The sequence below is a fragment of the Levilactobacillus spicheri DSM 15429 genome (assembly GCF_001435095.1).
GTDB classification, from domain to species: Bacteria; Bacillota; Bacilli; order Lactobacillales; family Lactobacillaceae; genus Levilactobacillus; species Levilactobacillus spicheri.
In genome coordinates this window covers 163,191-176,521 of the sequence record NZ_AZFC01000028.1, presented here as the reverse complement: position 1 = coordinate 176,521, position 13,331 = coordinate 163,191, and the positions used below count along the sequence as shown (strand labels likewise).

The 13,331-nt window shown below is 56.1% G+C and carries 14 protein-coding genes; 10 read left to right on the top strand and 4 right to left on the bottom strand.

All coding sequences use genetic code 11. From position 1 onward, the window contains the following. Positions 1 to 494 precede the first annotated feature (494 nt). The 9 genes from FD37_RS08680 (at position 495) to FD37_RS08640 (ending at position 7,413) form a co-directional block, all read left to right on the top strand. Complete coding sequence (locus tag FD37_RS08680; protein WP_045806882.1) at positions 495 to 758, top strand: hypothetical protein; 264 nt, start codon at positions 495 to 497, stop codon at positions 756 to 758. Between the two features lie 245 nt (positions 759 to 1,003). After that, entirely contained in the window at positions 1,004 to 1,264 is a 261-nt protein-coding gene (locus tag FD37_RS08675) for a hypothetical protein (protein ID WP_045806883.1), read from the top strand. Positions 1,265 to 1,279: 15 nt separating this feature from the next. Beyond that, positions 1,280 to 2,029, top strand: coding sequence for a sugar phosphate isomerase/epimerase family protein (locus FD37_RS08670; protein ID WP_056964839.1), 750 nt, complete (start codon positions 1,280 to 1,282; stop codon positions 2,027 to 2,029). A gap of 1 nt (position 2,030) precedes the next feature. Then, positions 2,031 to 3,320 carry an SLC13 family permease gene (locus FD37_RS08665; RefSeq protein ID WP_056964837.1) on the top strand — a complete coding sequence of 430 codons (1,290 nt, stop codon included), beginning with the start codon at positions 2,031 to 2,033 and terminating at the stop codon, positions 3,318 to 3,320. A gap of 248 nt (positions 3,321 to 3,568) precedes the next feature. Continuing rightward, positions 3,569 to 4,531, top strand: coding sequence for a sugar kinase (locus FD37_RS08660; RefSeq protein WP_056964834.1), 963 nt, complete (start codon positions 3,569 to 3,571; stop codon positions 4,529 to 4,531). Then, positions 4,531 to 5,154 carry an orotidine 5'-phosphate decarboxylase / HUMPS family protein gene (locus tag FD37_RS08655; RefSeq protein WP_056964832.1) on the top strand — a complete coding sequence of 208 codons (624 nt, stop codon included), beginning with the start codon at positions 4,531 to 4,533 and terminating at the stop codon, positions 5,152 to 5,154. Before FD37_RS08660 ends, FD37_RS08655 begins: the two co-directional genes overlap by 1 nt. Continuing rightward, positions 5,151 to 5,693: a 6-phospho-3-hexuloisomerase gene (gene hxlB / locus FD37_RS08650; protein WP_045806888.1), complete on the top strand. Its 543-nt coding sequence runs from the start codon at positions 5,151 to 5,153 to the stop codon at positions 5,691 to 5,693. Before FD37_RS08655 ends, hxlB begins: the two co-directional genes overlap by 4 nt. Before the next feature lie 248 nt (positions 5,694 to 5,941). Continuing rightward, positions 5,942 to 6,928, top strand: coding sequence for a LacI family DNA-binding transcriptional regulator (locus FD37_RS08645; protein ID WP_056964830.1), 987 nt, complete (start codon positions 5,942 to 5,944; stop codon positions 6,926 to 6,928). A gap of 11 nt (positions 6,929 to 6,939) precedes the next feature. Further along, positions 6,940 to 7,413, top strand: a complete 474-nt coding sequence (locus FD37_RS08640; RefSeq protein ID WP_056964828.1) for a hypothetical protein — start codon at positions 6,940 to 6,942, stop codon at positions 7,411 to 7,413. A gap of 195 nt (positions 7,414 to 7,608) precedes the next feature. Here FD37_RS08640 and gndA read toward each other — a convergent pair whose 3' ends face one another. Both gndA and FD37_RS08630 read right to left on the bottom strand, forming a co-directional pair. Then, positions 7,609 to 9,051, bottom strand: coding sequence for an NADP-dependent phosphogluconate dehydrogenase (gene gndA / locus FD37_RS08635; protein WP_045806893.1), 1,443 nt, complete (start codon positions 9,049 to 9,051; stop codon positions 7,609 to 7,611). 110 nt (positions 9,052 to 9,161) lie between these two features. After that, positions 9,162 to 9,632 (bottom strand): MarR family winged helix-turn-helix transcriptional regulator, encoded by a 471-nt coding sequence (locus FD37_RS08630; RefSeq protein WP_082605161.1) that lies wholly within the window; start codon positions 9,630 to 9,632, stop codon positions 9,162 to 9,164. Positions 9,633 to 9,726: 94 nt separating this feature from the next. Between FD37_RS08630 and FD37_RS08625 the strand changes: the two genes are divergently transcribed. Then, on the top strand, positions 9,727 to 10,185 hold the full coding sequence (locus FD37_RS08625) for a GNAT family N-acetyltransferase (protein WP_186811318.1): 459 nt from the start codon (positions 9,727 to 9,729) through the stop codon (positions 10,183 to 10,185). Between the two features lie 277 nt (positions 10,186 to 10,462). Here FD37_RS08625 and zwf read toward each other — a convergent pair whose 3' ends face one another. Both zwf and FD37_RS08615 read right to left on the bottom strand, forming a co-directional pair. Further along, positions 10,463 to 11,950, bottom strand: a complete 1,488-nt coding sequence (gene zwf / locus FD37_RS08620) for a glucose-6-phosphate dehydrogenase (protein WP_045806895.1) — start codon at positions 11,948 to 11,950, stop codon at positions 10,463 to 10,465. 397 nt (positions 11,951 to 12,347) lie between these two features. Next, entirely contained in the window at positions 12,348 to 13,190 is an 843-nt protein-coding gene (locus tag FD37_RS08615) for an aldo/keto reductase (RefSeq protein ID WP_045806896.1), read from the bottom strand. Positions 13,191 to 13,331: the final 141 nt, after the last annotated feature.

Sequence of the window (13,331 nt, the reverse complement as noted above, 5' to 3'; positions counted from 1 at the left end):
GCTGACTAACAATCATTTCACCACGGGAAAAACGCCGACGCCACGTTGCTGGATAGTGGCTGGTCAGCCACATCAGTTAAGCAGCTGGCCACATTGTCGATTCCTCCAATCAGGAACGTGACGTTAAGATTAGCGCTGGATGGTCGATACCGTGCAATCGAGCGTTGTTGCCCAATTAGGCCGTGTTCGCCGAGAGGGAGGTCAGAATCGGGCTCAGTCGCCTCGTTTCTGTTATCCGGGTGAATTTCCCGGATTACAGAAAGGCCGAGCTTTGAGATCTTCGCGGGTTGGGCGAGGAGCTCAAAGTCGTGCCGGCAACGTTCCAGCCCGATTCTGGCCGACCGGTAGGCGCTGATTTCGGCTAGCTTGTCTGCCAACGTGGGGGTTGGGTCTCGCTGCAACTTCTTTGGGGCGTGTAAGTCGCGCTCGGGCGGGGGATTTGCTAAAATAGAGGCAAGAAAGCGTGACTGACGACATCGAAGGAGGCCATTAGGATGACTGAAAACTTGCTGTTAAACACCCAAGACTCCCGTGAATTGCTGCAACACCTTGACGAATGGCAACGCTGGCGGCAGTATCAGGATCCCATGACCGCCGATATGCACTGGGACCGGTTCATCGAGAAGAGCCGGGAGAAGGCCGCCTGGCAAGCCGGCTTGGCCACGGAGATTGACCATTGGGAATCCCTGCAGGCCATTCATCGGGCCCTGCAGGACCAATTAGTCGGTGCCGCCCATGGTGGGCAGACGCCGCAATAACGTCATTTGACTGTGAACGAACATCGTCTGGATGGTTAACCCCATCCGGACGATTTTTTTATTTTATTTTTAGGTAAACGTTAACCTAAAGCGTTCAGTCGTAGCAGGCGTTTGGCTAATTATTGCTGACACCAAAGCAATTGCATGAGTGGATAAACTTTAGGAAAACGTTTGACAAGGATTAGGAAAACGTTTACCATAGCTTATGAAATCACGTGAGGTCAATCGAGACGGAGGTCCTGAAGATGGCAGACAGATTATTCATTGATCCAACCACGTTCGCCCACAATTTTGCGACGGCGGCGACGGAAGCGGGCATCGACACCAAGCAGGTCACCCAAGAGGCGAAGAAATACCTGCTGAGTTATTTAACCGCTTATTACCTGGTAAACGACTTTAATCAAATTGAAAAACAGAACTTTCAAGCACCCGAATCGACGGTCAAGTTCAAGGACATGAGCTTTGAACAACTCCTGGACCGGGTCAGTAAACTCAATAAGTACTAAACGGAGGAAACCACGATGACATTAATTTTAAACACCTGGATCTTTGAAGCGGCGGTTCAACGGGGCACCTCGCAGGTGGACCTGGTTCAGCGCACGGCCGACCTGGGCGCCGACGGCATCGAAGTTCGGCGCGAATACTTTACCGACCTGCCCCGAGAAACGGCGGCGGTGGGGCAAGCGGCCCGGCAATTGGGCCTGATCGTGAACTACAGCGTGCCCGATGAGGTTTTCCTCGACGACGGCACGCTAAATCCCAAGCTGCCGACCTACTTTGCCGAGGGACAAGCCATGGGCATCAGCAAGATCAAGTTCAACACGGGGAACTTCGACCGGTTCACCGGCGACCTCGCGGCGGGTCTGGCCCAGCTGCCCCTGGACCAGATCGAAATGAACGTCGAAAATGACCAGACGCCGGTCTCCGGGACGGTCAGCGCCATTCGGACCTTCCTGGATGCGGTTCACGCGCAGACGTCGGCCAATCTCGGCTACGTGTATGACCTGGGGAACTGGGCCTTCACCCACGGGGATGCGGTCGCCGCGGCCAAGGCCTTGGCCCCGTACACCCATTACATTCATTTGAAAAACACCGCAGATCACGCGGGCACCCTGGTCACGACCGACGACCTCGACACGGGGCTGTACGACTGGCGGGCGCTGCTGACTAACCTGCCCCACGACGTTCAGTTCGCCCTGGAGTACCCGATGGCCACGGACGACCAGATTCGCCAACAAATTCAACTTTTTCGCGCGGGAGTAGGTGATTAGCATGGCCTCGTCGATCAGTGCCATTTTATTGTTAGTGACGTTTGTCGGCTTCATTTATTACATTATCAAGGGCGGGAACCTGATGATCGGGTTCTTCGTCATGGCGATTCTCTGGGCCATCATCGGCCAGGTGCCGGCGGACCAAGTGATTCAAAAGGTCTTCGCCGACCCCGCCCTGAACTACGGCCCGACCATCATCTACATCGTCTTCGGGTCCTGGTTCGGCCGCGTCCTGGTCGATAGCGGCATCGCCCCGGCGATTTCCGAAGCGACGAACAAGGTCGGGAAGAAGCGCCCGTTACTCGCGGTGATGCTGGTCATCATCGTGACGGCCTTTATCTTCGTGAGTGCTTACGGTGTCGGGTCGGTCATCGCCATCGGGGTCATCCTGTTACCGATCATGTTGTCGGTCGGGCTGCCCCGCGACATCGCGTTGTCGGCCTTCTCCATGGCGATTGGGGCGCCGATGTACTTAAACGTGGTGCTCTACAATCAGATCAAGGCCTTCTTCCCCAAAGCCGAATACGGCGGGACCTACTTGGTCTTCGGGGTCTGCGCCACACTGGTGCAGTTACTGGCGGTCATGGGCTTTCTTTTCTGGCACCGCAAGCAGATCGACCCGACCAAGGCCGATGAGAATCTGAAGATCATCGGGGCGGAAACGCAACAGGCCGCGAACGTGAAGGTTCCCAAGCTGGCCTTCATCGTCCCCATCGTGCCGGTGTTGATGAACATGCTTTTCAAGTGGGATGCCATTCCGGCGCTGACGCTGGCGACCCTGTTAGCCATGTTGTTGACCGGTAAATTTAAAGGCTATCAAAAATTCGTCAACTTCCTGAACAGCACCATCAAGCAGGCGATTAGCGACATTGCCGGCCTGATCATGTTCCTGATGGCGCTGATCATGTTCAGTGGGGCGGCGTCGATGGACGCGGTGCGTTTCCGGCCGTTGTTCGAGGCGATTCTGCCGCACAACATGTTGATCCTGGCGCTGGCCTTTGGGATTCTGGCCCCGCTAGCCCTGTTCCGGGGACCCTTCCACGTGTGGGGCGCCGGGGCGGCCACGGCCGCGGTTCTCTCCGGTATCGGCCTGTTCAGTGACGCCTTCCTGCTGCCACTGCTCTATGTGCCGACCCTGATGGCGGTTTCGACCGACATCACCCAGTCCTGGAACGTCTGGGGGCTGGATTACATGAAGGTCCAGACCAAGGACTTCCTGCGCCACGGGGTGCCGGTCATGTGGCTGGTCTCCATCGTAAACGAAATCCTGGTGTACGTTTTCTTCGGATAAACAACTGCTTTGTTCGTTCAAGTCGGTGGGAGCTGTCGATTGCTTCCGCTCAGCTGGGCCGTGACGACCGTGGTGAAATTGATGTTACCGGGTGTTTCTTGCCCGGTTACATCAAGGCCGAGCTTCGGAGACTCGTGGGTTGCGAGGCTTCGGAGTCGTGCCCACCTCGGCCGGCTTGCTCGCCGACGTGAAGCGACTGTTCTCAACAATGACAATTGAGCAAAAATTTAAGAAAAGAGGAGACAAGAATGAGTGAATTGATGACGATAGGCGAACCGATTGTGACGTTTGCCTCGAAAGAACCCGACGTGTCCATGACCGACGCCCTGGAATTCCATAAGATCCTGGGCGGCGCCGAACTGAACGTGGCGATTGGGGCCAAGCGCCTGGGCCACTCGGTCGACTACATCTCGCAGGTGGGGGAGGAACCCCTCGGCGACTACGTGATCAAGACCATTAAGAGCCACCAGGTCGGCACCCGCTACATCAGCCGGACGCCCGACTATTGGACGGCCTTTCAGCTCAAGGACCGGGTCACCCACGGGAACCCCTCGACGCAAAATTACCGCGAGGGGTCCGCGGCGGCGCACCTGACCAAGGACGTCATCGACCAGATCGACCTGAGCGACGTCAAGGTGGCGCACATGTCCGGCATCTTCCCGGCCATCTCCGCGACAGCCGAGGAGGCCTTCCGGGCGCTGATGGGCCGGTTGGAAGCCGCTGACATCCTGACGACCTTCGACCCGAACCTGCGGCCGACCCTCTGGCCAAGTCAGGAACAGATGGCCCGGACGCTCAACGAGTTGGCGGGCCACGCCGACATCGTGCTGCCTGGGGTGGAAGAGGGGAAGCTTCTGATGGGGTCCGACGATCCCGAAGCAATTGCCGACTTCTACCTCCAGGGCGCGCGGACTCAGGTGGTCATCGTGAAGGTGGGGCCAGCCGGGGCGTACGTCAAACGTGCGACGGGCGAAAGCTACATGGTCAAGGGCTTTCAGGTCGACCACGTGGCCGATACCGTGGGCGCCGGGGATGGCTTTGCCATGGGCGTCATCACGGCCTTGCTGGAACACAAGTCCCTCAAGTCCGCTGTGATGCGGGGCAACGCGGTCGGGGCCCTGCAGGTGCAGACCTACGGCGATAACGACGGATACCCGACGCCGGACGAATTACGGGCATTTTATCAACGGGAAGGAGTCACTGAAGACTAATGGACTTACAAGTAGCGATTGACCGGGTCACCCTGGAGCGGGCGGTCGACTTAGCGCGGCAGCTCGACGACCAGGTCGACATCATTGAACTGGGGACCTCGCTGATCAAGGATTACGGGGTACTGCAGATTCACCAGGCCTTGCCGGCACTGCGGCATGCCAAGCTGTTACTAGACATCAAGACCATCGACGAAGGCGAATACGAGTTTGACAAAGGCTTTGCGGCCGGGGATATCTTGACCGTGATGGGGGCGGCTTCGCGGGGGACCCTGGAAAAGGTCTACGCGCTGACCCAGCAGCGGCAGAAGCAGATGTTTATCGATATGATGGAGATCAACGACGTGAAGACTGGCCAAATCGTGGACTTCCCGCAGGCGATTTACGGGATTCACCACGCCAAGGACGCGCAGACGGGCTTTGACGCGGCGGCCACGGTCGCGGCGTTCCACCACCAGTATCCGGGGGTTCAGCACATCTCCGTGGCCGGGGGCATCGACCTGGCCATGGCCCAAAAGTTGGCTCAGCAGGGGATCGCGGAGTCCGTCATCGTGGGGAGCGCCATCGTGAAGACGGCCGATCCCGTGGCAACAGCACAGAAATTTATGGAGGTTATGCATTCATGACATTGATTGAACAGGTTACCAGCGAAGTAGACGAAGTGATGGGGTTGATCGATGAGCAACAACTCGACCAGGCCGAAAAGATTTTACAAAAGGACCAACGGATCTTCGTGTTGGGGGCCGGCCGTTCCGGTCTGATGGCCAAAGGGTTTGCGATGCGTCTGATGCACATCGGGTACACGGTCTACGTGATTGGGGAGACCATCACGCCGTCGATTCAGGCGGGGGACGTCCTCCTGTCCGTGTCCGGGTCCGGGAAGACGGCCAGCATCTTAGAGCTGACCGAAAAGGCCCACGAAAACGGGGTCAAGGTCGTGGCGGTTACCAGTCACGCCGACTCACCGCTGGGAAAGCTGGGCGACGCGACCATCGTGGTGCCCGGGGCGACCAAGGCGGGCGACGGGGTCAAGTCGATCCAGTTGCTGAGCACGCTGTTCGACCAAAGCGTCCACATCACGTTGGACATCCTGTGCCTCAAGCTCAGCCGGCGGGACAACGTTTCTAACGCTGCCGCTGCCGCAACGCACAGTAACATGGAATAAGCGTTCCCCATAGTCAAAAAAGCAGTGTGATTGCAAGAGAATCACACTGTTTTTTCGTAGAATCAGGTTGGCGTGGTAGAATAAATTATTGGCACGTGACGCGGCAGGCGGGGTGTTTAAAACCGGCCGGCCCCACGGTCGTCACGGCCCAGTTGAGCGGAATCAATCGGCAGCTATTACATGGCAACTTAACCAGCGACTGAGGCTTGGCCTCGGTCCGTACATATTTTGAAAGGGCGATAACCGCTATGGCACGTAAATCGAATAAAAATGCAAATATTAAAGACGTTGCGGCCCTCGCCGGGGTCTCCATCGCGACGGTCTCCCGGTTTCTGAACGGCAACCTCGGCCGGATGTCGGCCGCCACGGCGGCCAAGGTCCAGGACGCCATCACCAAGCTGAATTACGTTCCCAATTCCGTCGCGCGCCAGATGATCACCCGTTCCAGCAAGTTGGTCGCGGTCATCGTGGCCAACATTGACGATTACTTCTCGACCGAACTCTTTAAGGGTATCAGCTCGATCCTGGAGAGTCAGGGGTACATCGGGGTCCTCTTCGACGCCAACGCCGACATCGAACGGGAAAAGACGCTGTTGCGGGCGATTGGCTCGCACCAGTTCGACGGCTTGCTGCTCCAGTCCTTCAGCAACCCGCAGACGGTTCAGGAGATCCTGCACCAGCAGATGCCGGTGGTCAGCGTCGACCGGGAAATGGACGCCTGTCCCTGGCCCCAGGTGATCACGGACAACTTCCAGGCCGCCCAGGAGGCCACCGAGTACTTCGGCCGGCAGGGCTACACCCACGTGGTCGTTTTGACGTCGGAACTGGACCTTAGCCGGACCCGCCAGGAGCGCTACCGGGGCATCCTCTCGGCGGCCCAAGACGTCGACGTGCTGGAGGTCTCCGAGGCTTCCTACAACCACAGCGAGGTCCATCAGCGGCTGACCGCGCTGATTCACAAGAGCGACCAGAAAACGGTGGTCTTCGCGTTGAAGGAACGCTGGTTGCTGGAATTCTTCCCGAACCTGATCATCTCCGGGTTGATCGATAACCAGGAGGTCACGGCGACCGGGTTCGCCGACACGGACTTCATCCGCCGCATGGAACCTAAGCTGACACTGATCACCCAAAACCCGTTCCTGATGGGGGCCAGTTCGGCCGAAATCATGTTGCGGGAGCTGAACGGAGAGCACGTCGCACCGGACCGGATGATCATTCCGGCCAAGTTGCAGTAGGGGGCGAAACGATGCAGGTGCGCGAATTTTACGAGGCCGACAAACCGACCCTGTTGTTGTCGCTGCATCCGGCGATGGCCGCGCGGGTGCAACGGCAGGATAAGGTGCTGGAGTTTCGCAAACGCTTCTACCAACGGCCCTTCCAGGCGTTCGTCTGTGTGACCGGACCGGGCGGCGGGGTCGGCCTGTTTATCGACGTTGCCCAACCGGAAACGGCGGCCGTGACGACGCTGATTCAACGGGGGATGCGGACGCAACAAGATGACCCGGTGGCGTTGCGCGACTATTTCGGGACGGCCACGCGGGGCTTGGCCCTGCCGATTCGAACGGCGGTGACCTTACGATTACTCCCACGGGAACGCCTCCGGGAGCAGTTCCCCGGGTTCGTGGCGCCCCGGGCCTATCAATTCCTGGATAAGCCGGAGAAACGACCACTCTTGCAGCACTTGTTAACGGCAGAGGTGGTCGCTTCTTGGACGAGGTGAACCGAGCGTCAGGCAAATTGGGCCTGGCGTTTTTGACTTGGCGGTTAAGTATTGGGTGAGCCGAACAAGGGTGAGGGATGAGAATCAATTCATGCTAAGAATAGTTTGTAAATAAGTTATCCCCACCAGTTATCCCCATTGTGGATAGAAAAAAGGACGTCCAATTTGGGCGTCCTTTTGGTTAAACGGATTAGTTTATTGTTCTTCGTACCATGAGTAGTGGAAGTTGCCTTCACGGTCACGCCGTTCGTAGGTGTGCGCCCCGAAGTAGTCCCGTTGTGCTTGCAACAAGTTAGCTGGCAGCACTTCTGCCCGGAAACTGTCGTAGTAGGTGATGGCAGCGGAGAAGCTTGGCACCGGAATGCCGGCTTGAACGGCCGTTGCGACCACGTCACGGACGGATTGTTGATATTTAGCAGCGATGTCCTTGAAGTAGCTGTCGAACAACAGGTTGCTCAACTTCGGATCCTTGTTAAAGGCATCGGTGATGTTTTGCAGGAATTGGGCCCGGATAATGCAACCGCCACGCCAAATCTGTGCTAATTCACCGAACTTCAAGTCCCAGTCGTAGGTTTCGGAAGCCACGCGGAGTTGTTCGAACCCTTGAGCGTAACTCATCAACTTACTGAAGAAGAGGGCTTGACGAACCTTTTCCACGAATTCGGTCTTGTCGCCAATTTCGGCCTTGCCTTGCTTAGCGGCTGCTGGCAATTCCTTGGAAGCCTTGACCCGTTCGTCCTTCATCATGGAGATGTACCGTGCGTAAACGGATTCGGTGATGACGGATTGTGGTACTTGGATGTTCAGAGCATCTTCGGAACTCCACTTACCAGTTCCTTTGTTGTTCCCCCGGTCCAAGATGGCATCGACGATCGGCAAGTTCTTGTCGTCGCCCAGGTCATCCTTCCGAGTCAAGATGTCGGCGGTGATTTCGATCAAGTAGCTGTCGAGTTCGCCCTTGTTCCATTCCTTGAAGATGTCAGCCATTTCGTCCACGGAGATGCCGGCGACGTTACGCATGATGTTGTAGCTTTCGTCGATCAGCTCTTCGTCCCCGTATTCGATCCCATTGTGGACCATCTTAACGTAGTGACCAGCACCGTTCGGGCCGATGTAGGTGACACATGGCTTGCCGTCTTGAGGGGCCTTAGCAGAGATTTGTTCCAGGATTGGGGCAACTAAATCGTAGGCTTCTTTTTGGCCACCGGGCATCAAGGAAGGACCTTGCAGGGCACCCAGTTCACCACCGGAAACCCCCATGCCGATAAAGTTGATGCCGGACTTGTCCAGTTCGGCGTTCCGCGCCATGGTGTCGTGGAAGTTCGTGTTCCCACCGTCGATCAGGACGTCGCCCTTGTCGAGTAATGGCAACAATTCTTGGATAACGGCGTCGGTTGGCTTACCAGCCTTGACCATCAAGAGAATCCGCCGCGGCTTTTCCAGGGACTTCACGAAGTCCTCAACGCTGTAACTTGGAATCAAGTTCTTGTCGCTGTGATCCTTCATGACGTCCTTGGTGCGGTAATCGGACCGGTTGTAGATGCCGACCGTGTACCCACGACTTTCGATGTTCAGGGCTAAATTCTTGCCCATGACCGCCATACCAACAACACCAATGTTTGCTTGTTTGTCTGCCATTCGAAACCTTCCTTTGTGTATCAGAATTAAAATCAGGCCTTACAAACTAAAGTGTATCATCTCACAATCTGAAAGTGAAATAATTTGCCCCATCTTTTGAAAGGGGCCCCTTAATTTTCATGAGGCGCCCGTTTGACGGTAGCCATGAGCCGGTCGGGGTCGTCGTTGAGCCCCTCGATGTTGGCGGCCACGCGAGCCAGCAGTTCCTGGAGCATCAGCCGTTCGCCGGGGGTGAAGTCCTGGGTGCCAACGGTCAGCAGGGCCTGCTCGTAGCCGTGCAGCTGCGCGGCGTCGGCCTGGGCCTTGGCCGTGGGGACCAGCCGTTTGCGCCGCTGGTTGGTGGGATCGGCTTCCCGCGTCAGGTAGCCGCCGGCGCTGAGCTTGCGGACGGCCCGCAGGCAGGTCGAAGGGTCGACGTGGAGCTGGGTCGCCAGGTCGGCCTGGGTGATGCCGGGGTTTTCGAGGATGCGGAGCAGGTAGAGAAATTGGTTCGCCTGCAAGTTTTTGGGGGTGAAGAGGCGATTGCCCATGATCGAGGTCGCCCGGGCGATCAGCCCGATACTGCGGAACGCATTTTGCATGATTTTGGCCTTCTTTTTGAAATTAGTTATTGCAATTGCAATTAAAAAGTTGCATACTTGCCATTAATCATAACACGAAAGAGGACATGATAACATGATTAACTGGCAATCATTAACCTACGATGAGCTGACGAAGGACAATCTGTATGATCTTGCATATGAACGTATTCAAATCTTCGTGAAGGCCCAACAACGACCGTACCAGGAACTCGACGCGGCGGACAAGGTCGCTCACCATATCCTGGGTTACCAGGACGGGCACCTGGTGGCCTACGCCCGGGTCTTTCAGACGGAGAATCACGCCACCTTCGGCCGGGTCCTGACGGCGCCGGCCGTGCGCGGCCAGGGAGTGGGCCGCCAGCTGATGGCTCAGATCACGGCGGAGTTGGCCCGTGACTTTGCCGGCCAGTCGGTGGTCATCGAGGCCCAGGTCGATAAGCAGCACTTCTACGAGAAGTTTGGGTACCGGATCGATGGTGCCCCGTTCATCTTCAATCAGACGCCGCACATTAAGATGGTTCGTCAAGAAGGCCGGCTGCAAGCGGCTGAATAGTTTGTGATATTCATCTCAATCAGGCGGAATTATTTGTCGGTCGGGGGAGTTTCCAATAGCTGAAAGGGTCATACAAGCCGGGACGTTGTGGTGCCTTAACCGGGTAGACCAATTGGTGAGATGATGAAGAAAGTTCTGATAATGGGAAGAATTTACCCGTGAAAATTGCCACACGGGGAAGGGTGCGGACGGCCAAACGACGGTGACAGGACTTACGGCCAACATAAAAACCCGTTCCCCCTCTGAGCAAAAGGGAACGGGTTTTTGATGACTTGATTTACTTGTTGAGGCGGTAGATCCATTCACGGTGATCGCGTTGGATGAGTTCTTCAGCCGCAGCAGGTCCCATGGAGTGTGGCGTGTAGTTCGGGAATTGTGGTTCTTGTAAGTCCCAAACGCGACGGATCTGGTCCACGAACTTCCAAGCGTAGGAAACTTCTGGCCAGCTGGAGAAGTTGGTCCCGTCACCCTTCAAGACGTCATGCAACAGACGTTCGTAAGGTTCTGGCGTTTCCTTGGACTTGGCCGCATCGACCATGTAGTCCAACTTGATTGGTTCCGTTTGGAAACCGGCGTCGGCGGTCTTGGCGTTCAATTGCAGTGAGAATCCAGCGTGTGGTTCCACGAAGATGGTCAGCACGTTAGCTGCCAATGGCGTCGATTGACTTTGTGGGAAGGCGAAGATGTCCACTAATGGCTTCTTGAAGACGACGTCCACACGGGTGAACTTGTCGGCTAACATCTTCCCAGTCCGGACGTAGAATGGGGTACCAGACCAGCGGTAGTTGTCGAACAACAACTTGCCGGCAACGAACGTTTCAGTCGTTGAGTCGTGAGGCACGTTGTCTTCGTGACGGTAGTCGGGTTGGTCGTTGATCGACCCGTATTGGCCCCGGACGAAGTTGGTAGCGGCGTCGGCCACGTTGTAGACCCGCAGACTCCGTAAAGCCTTGACCTTTTCAGCCCGGATATCGGTGTCCGTGAAGGCCACTGGTTGTTCCATGGCTAACAGGCTGACGATTTGCATGATGTGGTTTTGGACCATATCCCGCAAAGCCCCACTGTTATCGTAGTAAGAAGCCCGTTCTTCAACGCCCAGCTTTTCGGACAACGTCACTTGGATGTTGTCGATGTACCGGTTGTTCCAGAGGGATTCGACTAAGGTGTTCCCGAAGCGCAGGGCTTCGATGTTTTGGATCATTTCCTTCCCCAAGTAGTGGTCGATCCGGAAGATTTGTTCTTCCTTGAAGGACTTGCTCAAGGCGTCGTTTAATTGCTTAGCGGAGTCGTAGTCGCGACCGAATGGCTTTTCGATGACCAGCCGGTTGAAGGCGTCCTTGTTGGTGGACATCAAGCCTTGGGTCTTCAAGTCTTGGGCAATCGTGCCGAAGAATTGAGGCGCCATGGACAGGTAGAAGATCCGGTTACCCTGTAACTTGTACTTCTTGTCCAACTTTTCGGCGGCGTCCTTTAAAACGGAGTAGTGCGCCTGGTCGGTTACGTCGTGTGCTTGGTAGTAGAAGTGGGAGATAAAGTCCGATGCTTCCTTCGAGTCGGCCCGGTTACCACTGTCGGCCAGAGACTTCTTAACGGCGGCGCGGAACTTGTCGTCGTCGAGCGTCTGCCGCGACGTGCCGATAACGGCGAAGTGGGTCCGCAGGTTGCCCTTCTTGTATAAGTTGAAGAGACTTGGATAAAGTTTCCGGTATGCTAAGTCCCCGGTACCACCGAAGAACATGAATAAAGCTGTACGTTCAGTTGCCACGAGATAGTCACTCCTTAAGTGAATGTCAAATGTGTTGTGTTATATGAGCAGAAAGTTACTTGAGAAACTGGGTTGTACATCGGTTAAGAACGAGATGGGCAAGTTCATCTCGTCACCGCGAGGGCCTGACGTTGCCGTCTAGACCACTTCGGCATTTATTATACGCTATCCTCCTCTGAAAAGCGACCTTTTTAAAGCAAGAATTCAAAATTTAGACAACCGGTTGCAATGCCGCAATATCAACGTTTTCATCGAAAAGACGTTTTCATGAAAACCAATTATTTTTCGGAGAATCCGCCTGAAAACGGCTTTCGAGAAACCGCTTTTTGTAATCGTTACCACTAGAGTATAACAAAAACGCCCGCCTCCCTGGGAAACGGACGCTCGGATTTTTCAGTTAGTTGGCTAAGGCTTTTAACGCCGCAAAGTCGGCGTCGCTCAGGGTGATGTCCTGGGCCCGGACGTTTTGCCGTTCGTGGTCGCTGGACTTGGTTCCCGGAATCGGAAGCATCACGTCGGAGCGCTTCAGTAACCAGGCTAACGCGATTTGCGCGGGCGTGGCGTCGTACTTCTGGGCAATCGTGGTCAGCGTTGGGTTGGTGATCAGTTTCCCGGTGGCTAACGGGTACCAGGGGATGAAGGCAATGTGCTGCGATTCGGCGTAGTTCAGCAGGTCCTCATCGCTGCGGTTGATCAGGTTGTACTGGTTCTGCACGGACGCGATGGGAACAATCTGCTGGGCGGCCTTGAGTTGGTCAACGGTGACCTGACTCAGGCCGATGTGGTCGATTTTCCCGGCGTCCTGGTAGGCCTTGAGCACGTTGAGCTGGTCGGCCAACGGGTAGTGGGGATCGATCCGGTGCAGCTGCATCAGGTTGATGTGGTCGACGCCCAGGGAGAAGAAGTTCAGCTCAATCTGCTGCTTCAGGTAGTCCGGGTTGCCCAGCGGCGTCCAGACGCCGGGGCCTTGGCGGGTAAAGCCGACCTTGGTCGCCAGCATCACGTGATTATCCGGCCGGGCCTTGAGCGCCGCGGCCAGGTAGTGGTTGGCGTAGAGGGGACCGTAGGCGTCGGCGGTGTCGATGAAGTTGACGCCGCTGTCGATGGCCGTTTCGATCACGTGCGGGGCATTTTCCGGATCAGCGGCGGGGCCCCAGACCCCGTCACCCGGGAGCTGCATGGTCCCGTAGCCTAAGCGGTTGACCGTGTGTTGATCGTCAAACGTAAACGTTTTTTCCATAAAACAACTCACCTCATTTAAATTTTGGAACACCTTAACCCTAGTTGGTAAGCGGCCAGCCGGCAACTATTTTCGCAGAACATACAGTAGTAAGTTTAGGGAACGATTAAGGTACCTAAAGAAATGCTAAACTCTGCAAAA

Bases quoted from the DNA above. Each gene is read 5' to 3' on its own strand.
- gndA (WP_045806893.1), bottom strand. From the start codon at position 9,051: ATGGCAGACAAACAAGCAAACATTGGTGTTGTTGGTATGGCGGTCATG.
- FD37_RS08680 (WP_045806882.1), top strand. From the start codon at position 495: ATGACTGAAAACTTGCTGTTAAACACCCAAGACTCCCGTGAATTGCTG.
- FD37_RS08615 (WP_045806896.1), bottom strand. From the start codon at position 13,190: ATGGAAAAAACGTTTACGTTTGACGATCAACACACGGTCAACCGCTTA.
- FD37_RS08655 (WP_056964832.1), top strand. From the start codon at position 4,531: ATGGACTTACAAGTAGCGATTGACCGGGTCACCCTGGAGCGGGCGGTC.
- FD37_RS08660 (WP_056964834.1), top strand. From the start codon at position 3,569: ATGAGTGAATTGATGACGATAGGCGAACCGATTGTGACGTTTGCCTCG.
- FD37_RS08625 (WP_186811318.1), top strand. From the start codon at position 9,727: ATGATTAACTGGCAATCATTAACCTACGATGAGCTGACGAAGGACAAT.
- FD37_RS08670 (WP_056964839.1), top strand. From the start codon at position 1,280: ATGACATTAATTTTAAACACCTGGATCTTTGAAGCGGCGGTTCAACGG.
- FD37_RS08645 (WP_056964830.1), top strand. From the start codon at position 5,942: ATGGCACGTAAATCGAATAAAAATGCAAATATTAAAGACGTTGCGGCC.
- FD37_RS08640 (WP_056964828.1), top strand. From the start codon at position 6,940: ATGCAGGTGCGCGAATTTTACGAGGCCGACAAACCGACCCTGTTGTTG.
- hxlB (WP_045806888.1), top strand. From the start codon at position 5,151: ATGACATTGATTGAACAGGTTACCAGCGAAGTAGACGAAGTGATGGGG.
- FD37_RS08675 (WP_045806883.1), top strand. From the start codon at position 1,004: ATGGCAGACAGATTATTCATTGATCCAACCACGTTCGCCCACAATTTT.
- FD37_RS08665 (WP_056964837.1), top strand. From the start codon at position 2,031: ATGGCCTCGTCGATCAGTGCCATTTTATTGTTAGTGACGTTTGTCGGC.
- FD37_RS08630 (WP_082605161.1), bottom strand. From the start codon at position 9,632: ATGCAAAATGCGTTCCGCAGTATCGGGCTGATCGCCCGGGCGACCTCG.